At 40.5% G+C, this 14047-nt stretch carries 15 protein-coding genes; 9 read left to right on the top strand and 6 right to left on the bottom strand.

Going from position 1 to position 14047, the window contains the following annotated elements; all coding sequences use genetic code 11:
- Nucleotides 1-122 precede the first annotated feature (122 nt).
- The 5 genes from secA to H8B21_RS05655 are packed head-to-tail and all read left to right on the top strand — an operon-like array spanning nt 123 to nt 6160.
- Nucleotides 123-3428 (top strand): preprotein translocase subunit SecA, encoded by a 3306-nt coding sequence (gene secA, locus H8B21_RS05675; RefSeq protein WP_190312774.1) that lies wholly within the window; start codon nt 123-125, stop codon nt 3426-3428.
- A 15-nt stretch (nt 3429-3443) separates the two neighbouring features.
- The gene (locus tag H8B21_RS05670) at nt 3444-3896 is read left to right on the top strand and encodes an SPOR domain-containing protein (protein WP_190312773.1); all 453 of its coding nucleotides are present in this window, start codon (nt 3444-3446) and stop codon (nt 3894-3896) included.
- Between the two features lie 17 nt (nt 3897-3913).
- A complete protein-coding gene (locus tag H8B21_RS05665; protein WP_190312969.1) occupies nt 3914-5101 on the top strand; it encodes a M20 metallopeptidase family protein in 1188 nt (395 codons plus the stop codon).
- A gap of 2 nt (nt 5102-5103) precedes the next feature.
- Complete coding sequence (locus H8B21_RS05660; protein WP_190312772.1) at nt 5104-5667, top strand: thiamine diphosphokinase; 564 nt, start codon at nt 5104-5106, stop codon at nt 5665-5667.
- Between the two features lies 1 nt (nt 5668).
- Nucleotides 5669-6160 (top strand): GNAT family N-acetyltransferase, encoded by a 492-nt coding sequence (locus H8B21_RS05655; RefSeq protein ID WP_190312771.1) that lies wholly within the window; start codon nt 5669-5671, stop codon nt 6158-6160.
- Here the strand turns inward: H8B21_RS05655 and H8B21_RS05650 are convergent.
- Nucleotides 6149-7456 carry a M20/M25/M40 family metallo-hydrolase gene (locus H8B21_RS05650; protein WP_190312770.1) on the bottom strand — a complete coding sequence of 436 codons (1308 nt, stop codon included), beginning with the start codon at nt 7454-7456 and terminating at the stop codon, nt 6149-6151. The two genes, H8B21_RS05655 and H8B21_RS05650, sit on opposite strands and share 12 nt — an antisense overlap.
- A 203-nt stretch (nt 7457-7659) precedes the next feature.
- Here H8B21_RS05650 and H8B21_RS05645 point away from each other — a divergent pair, with 203 nt between their 5' ends.
- The 4 genes from H8B21_RS05645 to H8B21_RS20870 all read left to right on the top strand — a co-directional run bounded on the left by H8B21_RS05645 (nt 7660) and on the right by H8B21_RS20870 (nt 10185).
- Nucleotides 7660-7974 carry a rhodanese-like domain-containing protein gene (locus tag H8B21_RS05645; protein WP_190312769.1) on the top strand — a complete coding sequence of 105 codons (315 nt, stop codon included), beginning with the start codon at nt 7660-7662 and terminating at the stop codon, nt 7972-7974.
- A gap of 253 nt (nt 7975-8227) precedes the next feature.
- On the top strand, nt 8228-9646 hold the full coding sequence (locus tag H8B21_RS05640) for a Glu/Leu/Phe/Val family dehydrogenase (protein ID WP_380906649.1): 1419 nt from the start codon (nt 8228-8230) through the stop codon (nt 9644-9646).
- A 24-nt stretch (nt 9647-9670) separates the two neighbouring features.
- On the top strand, nt 9671-9970 hold the full coding sequence (locus tag H8B21_RS05635; protein WP_190312767.1) for a hypothetical protein: 300 nt from the start codon (nt 9671-9673) through the stop codon (nt 9968-9970).
- 2 nt (nt 9971-9972) lie between these two features.
- Nucleotides 9973-10185: a DUF6358 family protein gene (locus tag H8B21_RS20870; RefSeq protein ID WP_223814851.1), complete on the top strand. Its 213-nt coding sequence runs from the start codon at nt 9973-9975 to the stop codon at nt 10183-10185.
- Nucleotides 10186-10222: 37 nt separating this feature from the next.
- On the opposite strand, the gene gcvT is transcribed toward H8B21_RS20870, so the two are convergent.
- The 5 genes from gcvT to H8B21_RS05610 form a co-directional block, all read right to left on the bottom strand.
- Complete coding sequence (gene gcvT / locus H8B21_RS05630) at nt 10223-11305, bottom strand: glycine cleavage system aminomethyltransferase GcvT (protein WP_223814850.1); 1083 nt, start codon at nt 11303-11305, stop codon at nt 10223-10225.
- A 103-nt stretch (nt 11306-11408) separates the two neighbouring features.
- Entirely contained in the window at nt 11409-12086 is a 678-nt protein-coding gene (locus H8B21_RS05625; RefSeq protein ID WP_190312766.1) for a pseudouridine synthase, read from the bottom strand.
- Nucleotides 12087-12458 (bottom strand): DUF4359 domain-containing protein, encoded by a 372-nt coding sequence (locus H8B21_RS05620; RefSeq protein WP_190312765.1) that lies wholly within the window; start codon nt 12456-12458, stop codon nt 12087-12089.
- A 20-nt stretch (nt 12459-12478) separates the two neighbouring features.
- Nucleotides 12479-12961, bottom strand: coding sequence for a DUF4112 domain-containing protein (locus tag H8B21_RS05615; RefSeq protein WP_190312764.1), 483 nt, complete (start codon nt 12959-12961; stop codon nt 12479-12481).
- 218 nt (nt 12962-13179) lie between these two features.
- Nucleotides 13180-13908, bottom strand: coding sequence for an SIMPL domain-containing protein (locus H8B21_RS05610; protein WP_190312763.1), 729 nt, complete (start codon nt 13906-13908; stop codon nt 13180-13182).
- Between the last annotated feature and the right edge of the window lie 139 nt (nt 13909-14047).

The following is a 14047-nucleotide window of genomic DNA, read 5'->3' as shown; positions in this document are numbered from 1 at the left end:
AATAAACTGGAATCCTGTTAGTTATCATCTGTAATAATTAAATTTGCCGGGTTAGTGTCAAAATGTCTGTAAATAGTGTGTTGGAGTCATTATTGCACAACGATATACGGAGATAAAATATTATGTTAAAATTTTTAAGTAAACTATTTGGCAGCAAGTCAGAGCGAGATATCAAATCCATACAGCCCATTGTAGATAAGATCAAAGAGGAGTACGAGAAGTTATCGTCGTTAAGCCATGACGAATTACGGGCGAAAACAGCCGATTTTAAAAGCCGAATCAAAGCATATTTAGCCGATATTGACGATGAAATCGCGTCTCTTAAAGCGGAAGCTGATAAGGATGATGTCGATATGGGCAAAAAGACAGAACTTTATGAGAAGGTGGACAAGCTATCCAAGGATAGAGATAAGAAGTTGGAAGAAGTACTGTTGGAAATCCTACCCGAAGCTTTTGCTGTTGTGAAAGATACTGCTCGTCGGTTTACAGAAAATAAAGAAATTGAGGTTACAGCAAGCGACTTTGACCGTGATCTGGCGGCGCGTAAACCCAACGTGGTGGTTGACGGTGATAAAGCAGTATGGAAAAACTCGTGGATAGCAGCTGGTACGGAAGTGACCTGGAACATGGTGCATTATGATGTGCAGCTTATCGGTGGTGTCGTTTTGCATCAGGGTAAGATTGCCGAGATGTCCACCGGTGAGGGTAAAACCTTAGTGGGTACACTGCCGACTTACCTAAACGCATTATCCGGACAGGGTGTGCATATTGTAACAGTGAATGATTACCTGGCACGTCGTGACTCCGAATGGAACGGACCATTATTTGAATTTCATGGATTAAGTGTCGATTGTATTGACAAGCACCAACCTAACTCACCTCAGCGTAGAAAAGCATATCTGTCGGATATTGTATACGGAACAAATAACGAATTTGGTTTCGACTATTTGCGCGACAATATGACACAGACACCAGATTCTATGGTGCAGCGCAAGCTACATTTCGCGATGATTGATGAGGTGGACTCCGTTTTGATTGACGATGCACGGACTCCATTGATTATCTCCGGTCCGATCCCTCGTGGTGATCAGCATGAGTTTTATCAACTGAAGCCACGGATTGAGCGATTAGTAAATGCACAAAAGGCGTATGTAAATACCGTTTTTAACGAAGCGAAAAAAGCCATTGCCAACGGTGATGCTGATGTAGAAGGTGGCGGGATGGCATTATTGCGCGCTTATCGTGGTTTGCCGAAAAACAAGGCCTTAATTAAGTATCTATCTGAAGGAAACCACAGACAATTGTTGCAGAAGGTAGAAAACTACTATATGGCAGAGCAAAGCCGCAACATGCCTAAAGTGGATGCGGAGTTATTCTTCGTGATTGATGAAAAAAATAATCAAGTAGAACTCAGTGAAAAAGGTATCGAATTGATTACTGCTTCGGGTGAAGACCCTAACTTCTTCATTATGCCTGACGTGGGATCGGAAATAGCCGATATCGAAAAATCAGATCTATCTTTAGAAGAAAAAGCGCAGAAAAAAGAAGAATTATTGCGGGATTACTCTATTAAATCAGAGCGTATCCACTCTATAAACCAATTGCTTAAAGCTTATACCTTGTTCGAAATCGATGATCAGTATATCGTAGATGAAGGTAAAGTGAAGATTGTGGATGAACAAACAGGCCGTATAATGGAAGGACGCCGTTATTCCGATGGTTTGCACCAGGCAATCGAGGCAAAAGAAAATGTAAAAGTAGAAGATGCGACGCAAACGTACGCAACGATTACTTTACAGAACTACTTCCGTATGTACCATAAACTTGCTGGGATGACTGGTACGGCATCCACAGAAGCAGGAGAGCTTTGGCAGATTTATAAACTGGATGTGGTTGAGATCCCGACAAACAGACCTATTCAACGGGATGACCGTCAGGATTTAATTTACCGCACAGCCAGAGAAAAATATAATGCGGTGGCACAGGAAATTCAAGTCTTAACCGAGGCAGGCAGACCGGTATTGGTCGGTACAACATCTGTGGAAATTTCCGAATTGCTTAGCCGGATGTTGAAATTGCGTGGTATCAAACACAATGTATTGAATGCGAAACTACACCAAAAGGAGGCTGACATTGTTGCGGAAGCTGGACGCCCGGGTCAAGTGACAATCGCTACGAATATGGCGGGTCGGGGTACGGATATTAAATTAACGGAAGAAGTTATCAAAGCCGGAGGTTTAGCGATTATTGGTACAGAACGGCATGAATCACGTCGCGTAGACCGTCAGTTACGTGGTCGTGCGGGCCGTCAAGGAGACCCCGGTTCTTCACAATTCTTTGTGTCTTTGGAAGATAATTTGATGCGGTTATTCGCTTCTGAGCGTATTTCCAACATCATGGTGAAAATGGGCGTGGAAGAAGGGGAAGTGATGCAACACAGTATGTTGACGAAATCTATTGAAAGAGCGCAGCGTAAAGTGGAGGAAAACAACTTTGGTATTCGTAAGCGGTTGTTGGAATACGACGACGTAATGAACTCCCAGCGTACCGTAATCTATTCGAAACGTAAGAACGCTTTGTTTGGTGAACGTCTGGATGTCGATTTGAATAATACCATTTATGATGTGGTAGAAGATATCGTTTCCGAAGCGAAAGAGGGCGGAACCTATGAAGAATTCCAAATCGAAGTTATCCGCTTGTTTGCCCTAAATCCCGAAATTACGGAAGAAGAGTTTGCGCAAAGTGGCGTAGCTACGCTGACTGATAAACTATTCCAACAGGTTATCACGCATTATCAAAATAAAGGACAGCAAATCGCGGAGCAAACGCTTCCTGTATTAACAAACGTTTTGGCAGAACGTGGAGGAATGATAGAAAATGTCGTTATACCGTTTACCGATGGTATTCGTGGCATACAAGTTGCGACAAATTTGCAGAAGGCAGTAGAGTCTAATGGAAAAGAAGTTTTCAGATCTTTTGAAAAAGGAATTGTTTTAGCGTTGATTGACGAAGCTTGGAAAGAGCATTTACGTGAAATGGATGACTTAAAGCAATCTGTACAAAATGCTGTTTACGAGCAAAAGGATCCTATTATTATTTACAAAATGGAGGCCTACAACCTATTCAAGAGCATGCTTGCTTCGATGAATAAAGAGATTGTAAGCTTCTTATTTAAAGGAGAAATTCCAGGCCAGCAACAAGAACCGCAAAATGTGCGGGAAGCGCGCCCGGTACAGCCGCAGCCAGCGCAGGTTAAAGCAACTAAAGCAGAACTGGTATCGCCGACAGGGGTTTCTGAAGAAGATAAAGATACGCGTGAGCAGCAGGTAACACAACCTATACGCAAAACGCAAACTGTAGGTAGAAATGACGAATGTCCTTGTGGCTCGGGCAAAAAATATAAAAACTGTCACGGAAAAAACAGTTAAAAAATTTCACGGAAGATGTTATATAAAGGATTGATATTTGGTTTCATACTCATTGGATTAGCACAAATTAGTAAGGCACAATCGGGAATCGTTGAAGTGGAAAAGGATTCTTTGATTAACCTGTTGCAGGAATTCAGAGCAGAAAACGGTATCAATCCGACTACCGCCCGTATGATCAGCTTGGGATCAAAAGTAGTCGATAAAAAAAGTGGTAAGCGGGTAAAAGTACGTGGGTTTCGTGTACAGATATTTTCTGGATCGAGCCGAAGTGATGCTTATGCCGTACAATCTAGGTTTCAGACGTCTTATAAAGACATAGGAAGTTATGTAACCTATGACGAGCCAAATTACAGAGTCAAGGTCGGCGATTTTAGAAGTCGATCCGAAGCGACAAATTTTATGCGGGAGCTACGTTCCCAGTATAGTAATGTTTTCGTCTTCACCGAAGACGTTTGGGCGTACGAATAAGGAGAAAAATCATGTCTATGTTGAAAGAAAAGATAAAACAGCTTGCCGAAGACTTCTTTGAAGAAACGGTGGGGTTTAGACGCCATTTGCACCAACATCCTGAATTATCATTTGAAGAATACGAGACATCTGCTTTTGTCAAACAGCAACTGGAGCGCTTAGGCATACCTTATGAGGATATGGCAAATACAGGAGTGGTCGGGCTGATTCATGGAGAGAAGACTTCGACACAGGTATTGGCTCTTCGTGCGGATATGGATGCCCTCCCTATACAGGAGGTGGAAGGGCGTAGTTATGGTTCACAGAATTTTGGCGTTATGCACGCTTGTGGGCACGACGTGCATACCTCTTCATTACTAGGTGTTGCGTCTATATTGCAATCTTTAAAAAGCGAGTTTGGAGGTATCATAAAACTTATTTTTCAACCCGGGGAAGAGCGTCTACCCGGCGGAGCGTCCATTATGATTAAAGAAGGTGTGCTGGAAAACCCCAAGCCTACAGGTATTATAGGGCAGCATGTGATGCCCTTTATCGAAACAGGCAAAGTGGGCTTTCGCGCCGGAAAATACATGGCATCTTGTGATGAACTTTTCATGACCGTAAAGGGTAGGGGCGGACATGGTGCACACCCACATCAAAATATAGATCCAATCGCCATTACGGCGCAAATTATTACCGCTCTTCAACAGGTAGTCAGCCGGAATGCGGATCCAAGGGTACCGACGGTTTTGTCTTGGGGCAAGATTGTGGGTAATGGCGCAACCAACGTTATTCCTGATGAGGTATATTTGGAGGGAACGTTCCGTACGTTTGACGAAGAATGGCGGGCGGAAGCCCATGAGCGTATGGTCAAGATGGCAACAGGCATTGCGGATAGTATGGGTGCAACTTGTGATTTCGAAGTTCGAAAAGGATACCCTTTCCTAATTAACGAGGAGAAATTAACAACGTCGTCCCGCGCTTTTGCTGTGGAATACCTCGGCGAAGAAAACGTCGTTGAATTGGATATATGGCCGGCTGCCGAAGATTTCTCTTATTATTCGCAAGAAACCAACGCCTGTTTTTATCGATTAGGAACCGGAAACAAAGCGGCTGGAATTTCATCAGCTGTGCATACGCCAACCTTTGATATTGATGAAAATGCACTGAAAGTGAGTATAGGGTTGATGTCGTATATTACGTTGCGACAACTTGGCGAGAAATAAAAATGTCCTCACATCATATTATTAGGGAAAATCAAGAACCAGCGTTGATCGTGGCATCTTATGAAGCGCTCGATGAAGAATACATAGGGCAACTTCTGGAGTGGAGTCCTACGGTAATAGCTAACGATGATACCGTAGATTTCTTCTTAGCCGCAGACATCAAAGTGGATGTAGTATTCAGCACGAAAGAAAGAGCATACCAACAAGAGCAGGTCAGAAATTTTCCGATAAAAAAGGGATTTATAGCAGATGCCCTGGATTACCTTATTCAGCACAACCACAAAGCTGTTAATATTGTTTGCGATATGTCGGATGACATATTAGCATCCTATAGTGGGTTAATAAATATCGTAGTCTTGTCTCACGGTATACGATATGTATATATTCTTCATCGTTACGAGAAATGGAAGGAAGCGGGTGCTCGTATTTTCGTTCCAGAAAATCTCCTCAAATCATTGGTTGGCATTAAGCATATAAATCGGAATGAATTTATAACAGAACAGGACGGTTTTATCTATCTGGAATTTAATTCGGATGAATATGTTTGTATAGGCGAAGAAATTTAAAATGTACACTATTCGAAGAGTAAGCAAGGAAGAAGCTGCGGTAATCCATCATTTAGGGACGGAAGTATACCATACGACGTATACAGCTATTTTAAGTCGCGATCAAATAGATTTCATGTTGCGTAAAAATTATAGACCTGAAGCCATTCAACAATCTATGTTAAATGGGCAAGATTTTTATCTTATTTTTCAACAAGAGACACAGCCGTTGGGTTTTATTGCTCTTCAAAAGAAAAGTGAAGATATTTTGCGAATAGAAAAACTATACCTTTTGGCAAACAACCAAGGACTGGGGTTAGGTAAACAGTTAATTGATTTCGCGGTAGATCAAGCAGAAGAACGAGGTTTTTCAGTCGTTGAACTCAATGTAAACAGGGGTAACAAGGCATATTACTTCTATCTCAAACAAGGGTTTCAAGTTATAGAGGAAGTGGATATACCTTATTATGGTTACGTCCTAGATGATTATGTCATGCAGAAACTAGTCCGTTAACTTCTCCACACGTGACGGCGTTTGTTCTCCGGTGATGATCCCAACTACACCTTTAGCAATGGCTTCGATACTGGATTTTATATTTCGGATATCTAATGTCGAAAGCTCATCCTTTACCGTGTGGTAATATTCATCTTTATCAATTTGCGAAGTAGAAAAGGTATGTGCCGGAACTCCCAAAGCGGCTAATACCGCATTATCACTCCGATAAAAGAGGTTTTGCTGGGGATAAGGATCTGGATGAAAGGTAAAAGCCGTTCCTTTTAGGTTTTCTTGCATCAGTTCTGCGAGATTGGAATGATGGTATCCTGTTACATATAGGGTATTCGGACCGAACTTTGAATCCTTGCCGATCATTTCGATATTGATCATGGCAACCACTTTATCAGCATCGATATTATTAGAGAAATATTTAGAACCAAACATACCGATCTCTTCGGCAGTAAAAGCAACAAAAATCAAGGTACGCTCGTTAATATCTTCCTTTTTGAAGTGTTTGGCCAATGCAATCATGGCAGTCGTGCCGGAAGCATCGTCATCTGCCCCATTGGCGATGGAATCTTTTCCTACTGGGTCGAGGATACCGATGTGGTCGTAATGTGCGGAGAAAACTACAAATTCGTTTGCTTTAGATTTTCCGGGAATAACAGCCGCAACATTAAACAATGGGAAATCCTCGTGTATGGTGCTAGCGTCTACTTGAAAACTTTTTATATTCTTTTTTTTGATGGCAAACACTTTACTTGGACCATCGGCTGCACTTGCTTGTTTTGGAATGACGTTTTCACGTGAAAATATTTTTTTGAAACGTGCCAGCATAGGTGCAAAGGATGGATCTACCCAAACGATGTTGTGGTTGGCATTATTCCGCACGATGTCACGGAAGCGCTCAGAGAAATCGTCTCCTGCGCGGATTTCCATGACTTCTATTTCCGAATCTTGATTCCAAGAGAGGTTGGGGTTGCTGTTCAATATGATAAATTCGTCTACATTTAATGCTTTTCCGTTGATCTTGATGGATTCGTTTTCCGTAAAAACCTTCGTAACCTCAAATGTTTGGCGGTAATTATCTTCGACATACGGCTGCAGACGCGCTTGCCGGAATTCTTCTGCAATAAAATCTGCCGCGCGTGCAATATCGGGGCTTAATGCTGCTCTTCCTCGCATATCGTCGGCAGCCAGCGTGGAGATAATACGTTCCACATCCGTTGTTTCCACGACTTGCGCCGTTACAAACGTGCACACCGCAAGTTGTAGAAAAAGAGGAAAAGACCATCGTAAAAGGTTTTCTTTCATAGTATAACATTAATGTAATTGGGTATAAAATTTGCGCTGTATTAAGGATAGATTCCAATTACGTGTTTCTAAAATAGTATATTTCCTCTAATTAAATAGCATTATATGGCAAAGGAGAGCTAAAGCACATGCATTTTTATATTATGTGCAATTAAATTGCATATAAAAATGAAATTATTTAGGTTTGATAAAAGTAAAAAAATATGAAAGAAGTTACAGTTCAGGAACTGAAAGAAATGATCGATCGCAATGAGGATTTTCAACTTATTGACGTACGTGAGCCGTTTGAATATGAAGTTTCAAATTTAAATGGTTTAAACATCCCACTAGCAGGGATTGTAATTGAGTCGGACAAGGTCTCGAAAGATAAGCCGGTTATTATTCAATGCCGTAGCGGGAAACGTAGTGCGCAGGCGGTTATGTTACTAGAACAACAAGGGTTCGATAATTTGGCTAACTTGACAGGTGGTATCTTGGCATGGAAAGAAGAAATTGATCCGGAAATGGATGTTTATTAGCGTTCATATTGATAAAGTGTAAAAGGAGACATTTGTTTCCTTTTTCTTTTTCAAAAAAAGTTCTCGCTTTTTAAACAAAACTCTTAGCAGACATTGCTGTTTTTTATGTAAAGGAAAACAAAAAGCATATTTCAACAAAAAAAACATAAATATTTGTTGCTACGTGTATTTTGTGCTTAACTCGATTAAAGTTTGTTAATTTTAATGCGTAAAGCAAAACCAACATAAATATATAAAAAGCAATGTTATGGGGATGACAAATACAGCAAACAACAGTTTCTTTGAAAGTGTTCAGCGGAATTTTGATAAAGCCGCTCAATTTACACGATTTGATCAGGGTATTCTTGCCCAAATTAAAGCTTGTAATTCTATACTTCGGGTAAAATTTCCTGTTAAGATTGGTGACAGTATTGAAGTCATCGAAGCCTATCGGGTACAGCATTCGCATCATAAACTTCCATGTAAAGGGGGCATTCGGTTCAGTATGGAGGTAGACCAGGAAGAGGTAATGGCTTTGGCGGCTTTAATGACGTATAAATGCGCTATTGTAAACGTTCCTTTTGGTGGAGGAAAGGGAGGGATAAAGATAGATTCACGTAAATATTCCGCTTTTGAGTTAGAAAAGATAACCCGTCGTTATACATCGGAGCTGTGTAAGAAAAACTTCATCGGGCCGGGTATCGATGTGCCAGCACCGGATTATGGTACTGGGGCCCGTGAAATGAGCTGGATTGTAGATACCTATTCTTCACTTAATCCTAATAATATCGATGCACAAGCTTGTGTGACTGGAAAGCCCGTTTCACAAGGAGGTGTGCGCGGGCGGACCGAGGCTACAGGCTTAGGTGTATTCTTTGGTGTTCGTGAGGCATGCTCCTTCCAAGATGATATGGAGAAGCTGGGACTTACTACGGGTATTGCTGGTAAACGTGTTATTGTGCAAGGGTTAGGAAATGTGGGCTACCATGCTGCAAAGTACTTTCAAGAGGCAGGTGCCAAACTCGTGGGCTTAATCGAATATAATGGGGCAATTTACGATGAAAATGGATTGGATGTTGACCAAGTACAAGCCCATCGACAAACAACAGGAGGCATTCTTAATTATCCCGGGGCCATTAATTTTTCAAACCCTGCAGAAGGATTGGAGCAAGCTTGTGACATCCTTATTCCGGCAGCTTTAGAAAGCGTTATCCATAAAGATAATGCCGATCGGATACAGGCAAAAATCGTTGGAGAGGCGGCCAATGGACCGTTGACCTCAGAGGCGGATGTCATTTTAAACAATAAGGGAATTTTGGTAATTCCGGATATTTATCTAAATGCAGGAGGTGTTACCGTATCCTATTTTGAATGGTTGAAAAATTTAAGCCATGTGCGTTACGGGCGTTTGGAAAAGCGTTTCGAAGAAAATATGTATAATGAGCTGATTGACATTATCGAATCTACCACAGGTAAGCGTGTGTCTGATTTGGAGCGTAAAACAATTTTGCGTGGACCGGATGAAATTGATTTGGTCCATTCCGGACTGGAAGATACGATGATAGGTTCATATCGTGAGATTCGTGATATTTATAAAAACAGAGAGGGGGTAGAGGATTTGCGGACGGCCGCTTTCATCTGTGCTATCGATAAGATCGGAGTGGCTTATGAAGAGTTGGGAATTTTCCCATAATCAAAGATTCTGTATTTTTGTTGGATGAAGAACCTCATCCAACAAACCCAGCAAGCATTTTATTTTAGCCTAGGGTTTTACATCCTGGCGTTTATATTGTGGGTATTAAACTTTTCTTTAGCTTACATCTTGATAAGCATGGCGTTGCTGCTGTCCTTGGTGTGGATACTTTTGGTTTTACGGGAAATTATGCTCTCGGTAAAGTTGACCAATACAGAGCGGATATTGTTAATTATTTTTATCATCTTTGGTAACATCATAGCCGGGATAGCTTATTTTTTCTTTATGCGCGAAAAGGTCATAGGAAAACCCATTAAAAAATAAATATGACGAAGTATTTTATCTTAAATATAGTTTTGAATCTCGCCATTGCATTTTTGGTATACAGTGGCATCATGTCTTTCCAGACGGGAAATCACCTTTTTTTATTTATATCCATAGCCTTATTGGTCGTATTGATATACTTCAAGCTGGTTTTGTTGAAGGTCGTTAAAAGAAGTGTACGGGAGGGAAAACAGCAGCCGAAAAGAAAAAAATAGAGACGCAGCACGCGTCTCTATACTTAATATAATATTCTTATTTAACAAAAGGAGGCTTTTTAACGACGGCTTTTACTGATTGATTTCGGATCGATATATATATTTCTGTTCCTTCTTTAGCAAAGGCTTTGTCTACATAGCCCAGGCCAATTGATTTCTTCAGTGTTGGGGACTGTGTACCGGAAGTTACGCGGCCGATTTTATTACCTTCTGTATCGACAATTTCATAGTCATGACGCGGAATACCACGCTCAAGCATTTCAAATCCTACCAATTTCTGAGAAACGCCATTTTCTTTTTCAGCCTTTAAGTTCTCACTGTTCACAAAATCGCTGGTAAATTTTGTTACCCAACCTAGACCTGCGGAGAATGGGGAAGTATTCTCATCAATATCGTTTCCGTATAAGCAAAAACCCATTTCTAAACGTAATGTATCGCGTGCGCCAAGGCCGATAGGTTTAATGCCGTATGCTGCGCCCACTTCAAATATAGCGTCCCATACTTTCTTAGCGTCTTCATTAGCCACGTAGATTTCAAACCCGCCGGCACCAGTATAGCCCGTAGCGGACACTAATACGTTGTCTACACCCGCGAATGAACCTTTTTTAAAAGTATAATATTCCATCTCTGCCAACTCAATATCAGTTAGAGATTGTAAGGCTTCGGCTGATTTCGGACCTTGGACTGCAAATAATGATGTTTTATCCGAAATATCCTTCATTTCTACACCATACGTATTATATTTACTGATCCAGTTCCAGTCTTTCTCTATATTCGACGCGTTCACGACTAATAAATAAGTCTGTTCATCAATGCGATAGGTTAGAAAATCGTCTACAATACCCCCTGTCTCGTTTGGTATATACGCGTACTGTATCTTACCATCGTACAATTTAGAAACGTCATTTGATGATATTTTTTGGATCAAGTCCATCGCCTTTTCACCTTTTAGGATAAATTCGCCCATGTGGCTCACATCAAAGACACCCACAGCAGTACGAACAGTTTCATGCTCGTCGTTGATTCCTGAATATTGAACGGGCATATTGAACCCCGCAAAAGGTACCATTTTAGCACCAAGCGCTATATGATGCTCGGCTAACGCAACGTTTTTAATCATGATCATCTAAATTTTTTCAAAAATAGGCAAAAAAAGACCATTTACCGTCTGGATATTCGGCTATTTTCAATTCACGCGAACGATTTACTCTATTTCCTTATATTTATAAATCCAAAATTTGCCGTACACGGCTAAATTCCGAAAGTGTAGGTGCTTCAATATTAATTTCTTGCTGGGTTCTCGGGTGTTTAAAGGATAATTTTTGTGCATGGAGCATCATGGTGTCCATAGAAAACTGCTCTTTCCAAAGCTTATTTTGCTTATTGCAGCCATGAGGTCTATCACCTAAAATAGGGTGGAAAATATGGGCGAGGTGCTTACGGATTTGGTGCATCCGACCCGTCTCTGGCCTAACTTCCAATAATGAGTAGCGAGAAGTGGCGTGTTTACCAAAAGGAAGATCAATCTCCGCTCGGGATAATGTCCGGTAGTGTGTAATCGCATCTTGTAAGGAATTGTTTTCCTTACGAAGGGGGTAATCAATTGTTCCTTGGTCATCAGTGTAACCTCGTACAATTGCCCAATATATTTTCGCTATATTTTTGTTAGCAAAGAGTTGTTGTGTGAGCGAGTCCATTTCCTTGTTTCGTGCGAAGAGCAGGATACCACCGGTCTTGCGATCTAAACGATGGGCAGGGTATACAGCTTGCTGTATCTGATCTCGGAGAAGTTGTAAAGCAAATTTGGAGGTATCCGCAGCAATAGACGATCGATGTACTAATAATCCATGTGGTTTATTAATAGCGATTAAATCTTCATCTTCATATAGAATGTCCAGCATTTATAGTCCCTCTTTTATCATCTTGACTATCTCGGCTGCTTTTTCGTCTATTTTAGGACTAAGCCAGATTGTGCCGAATGCTCCTCCACCGATCGTGTTTTCTTGGTGGCCTACACGTATTTTCGTAACGGAAAAAAGATAGTAGTTTTCGACCTTTACATGGTTTTGCATGAATTGATCGATTAACGTATTTCCAAAAAGCTGAATACCAAAATCTACCATTTGTTCATTTTGCTTTCCAGCTTGTTGTTTAAGAAGCACTATGGCTTTTTCCCTTACTATCTTTTCGTGTTGCTCTTGTTTGGGGTTACTGAAGAAAGCGATAAGCATGAGTACAATCATACTTAGAGCGAATATTCTTGTTTTGCTCATATTGGATACAAAAATAGGGATTAGCCCGTAAAAATTTCCATTATCCACTTACCAAAGAGCCATAGAAGATAAAAAAGTATGATGCATAGTAAAAGCAAAATGAGAAAAAGCGCCGTCAATATTCCTTTGGCGCTTCCCTCGTGTTTACCTTCATTATAGTGCTCCTTTAATATTTTAACGTTTCGTTGATTGGCTTTAAAAAAGAAATCGACGATATTTCCTAGAATAGGGATAGAGCCTAAAATAGCATCGAATATACTATTTAACAACATTTTGGTTGCTGCTTTAGAACTTACTCCGTTTCGAAACATAACTAGAACTAACAAAACGGATGTTGCAAATGTGATGGTTTGCCCAAGAACAGGAAAGAAGTTTAATAGAGGGTCAAGTCCGAAACGGAAACCGGCGACTTTGAACTTGCTATCTAATAGGGTGGAGACGCGCTCCACCCATCTTAGCTCTCGTATTCTTTTTTCTGTTTCAAAAGAAAGATTGTTTTTCATGCTGGGATATAAAACATTCCTGCTTACGCATTGTATTCACTATCCTTAACCTTAAATGCCGCCTATTTTTTTGTTGAGTATGTAGAAATTTCTTTTTTGTACTATCCAATAAGGATTCAAAAAAAAACAGCGGCGAGGTTTTATGGACAAGTGTTTGTTTTGGTGTCCATGAGCTCGCTTCGCTCGGTTTTGGTTCTTTTTTTACGGGAAAAAAAGAACTATAATAACTCGAAGATCCCATCGATGTTACAGGTGAGCTTAATGGGGCGCACGTTGATGTCGAGGTTTCCACCATCTGCCGAAGCAGCATCTCCTACTTCTGCTTTTGCAGACATGGCATACATACGCGGAGTCGGCAAAATGTCGTTCCAGCCAAATGAGCTATTGTCATTGATGGCGAGCACCTTTCCTATTTTGTCTCCGGTTGCAGTAGCGATGATCTCTGCATTAGTACGCGCATCCTGTACCGCTGCTACTTTCAACTCTTTCTCAATTTGACGCTTTTGAGAGTGATCGTAACCGTTTATAGAAGTACTTTGTATACCTTTAGGATCCACTTGATCCAACATATTGTTCAATCCGTTTAGATTGGAAACTTTGATCCGATATTGTTTTGCTTGTAGTAGCTGTTTGTTTTCTTTTTTCTTTGAACTGTCGTAATTATAGCTATAGATATTTTGGATGTTGAAGTCCTCTTTTTTAACGCCAATAGCCAATGCGGCATCATAGAGTTGCTTTTCCAATGTTTCGATATTGACTTTATTTTTGGTATTTCCATCGACAAAGTATTCCCTTAATGAAATGGAAATATAAACAATATCAGGAGTTACTTCTTTTTCAGCATAACCTCTAGTAGAGACTCTTCTGCTGGATTCAAAATTATTCGTTTGTGCATTGGACATAGATACCATACAGATTGCTAAAATTAAACCGATTATATTTTTCATCTTCTTCGTTTTTATTGTTACTAATACAAAATTGCATGCGTATTGTTTGACGGTACAAGCTGCTTTTCGTTTAAAATTGAAAATAAATAAAGAGACATTAAAAATTAATTTATACCTTTAGAAACAATACATAATAATA

The organism is Sphingobacterium chuzhouense (assembly GCF_014692525.1).
Classification (GTDB): domain Bacteria; phylum Bacteroidota; class Bacteroidia; order Sphingobacteriales; family Sphingobacteriaceae; genus Sphingobacterium; species Sphingobacterium chuzhouense.
Note: the sequence above shows the minus strand (reverse complement) of the source record. Positions and strands in the feature narration are given on the sequence as shown.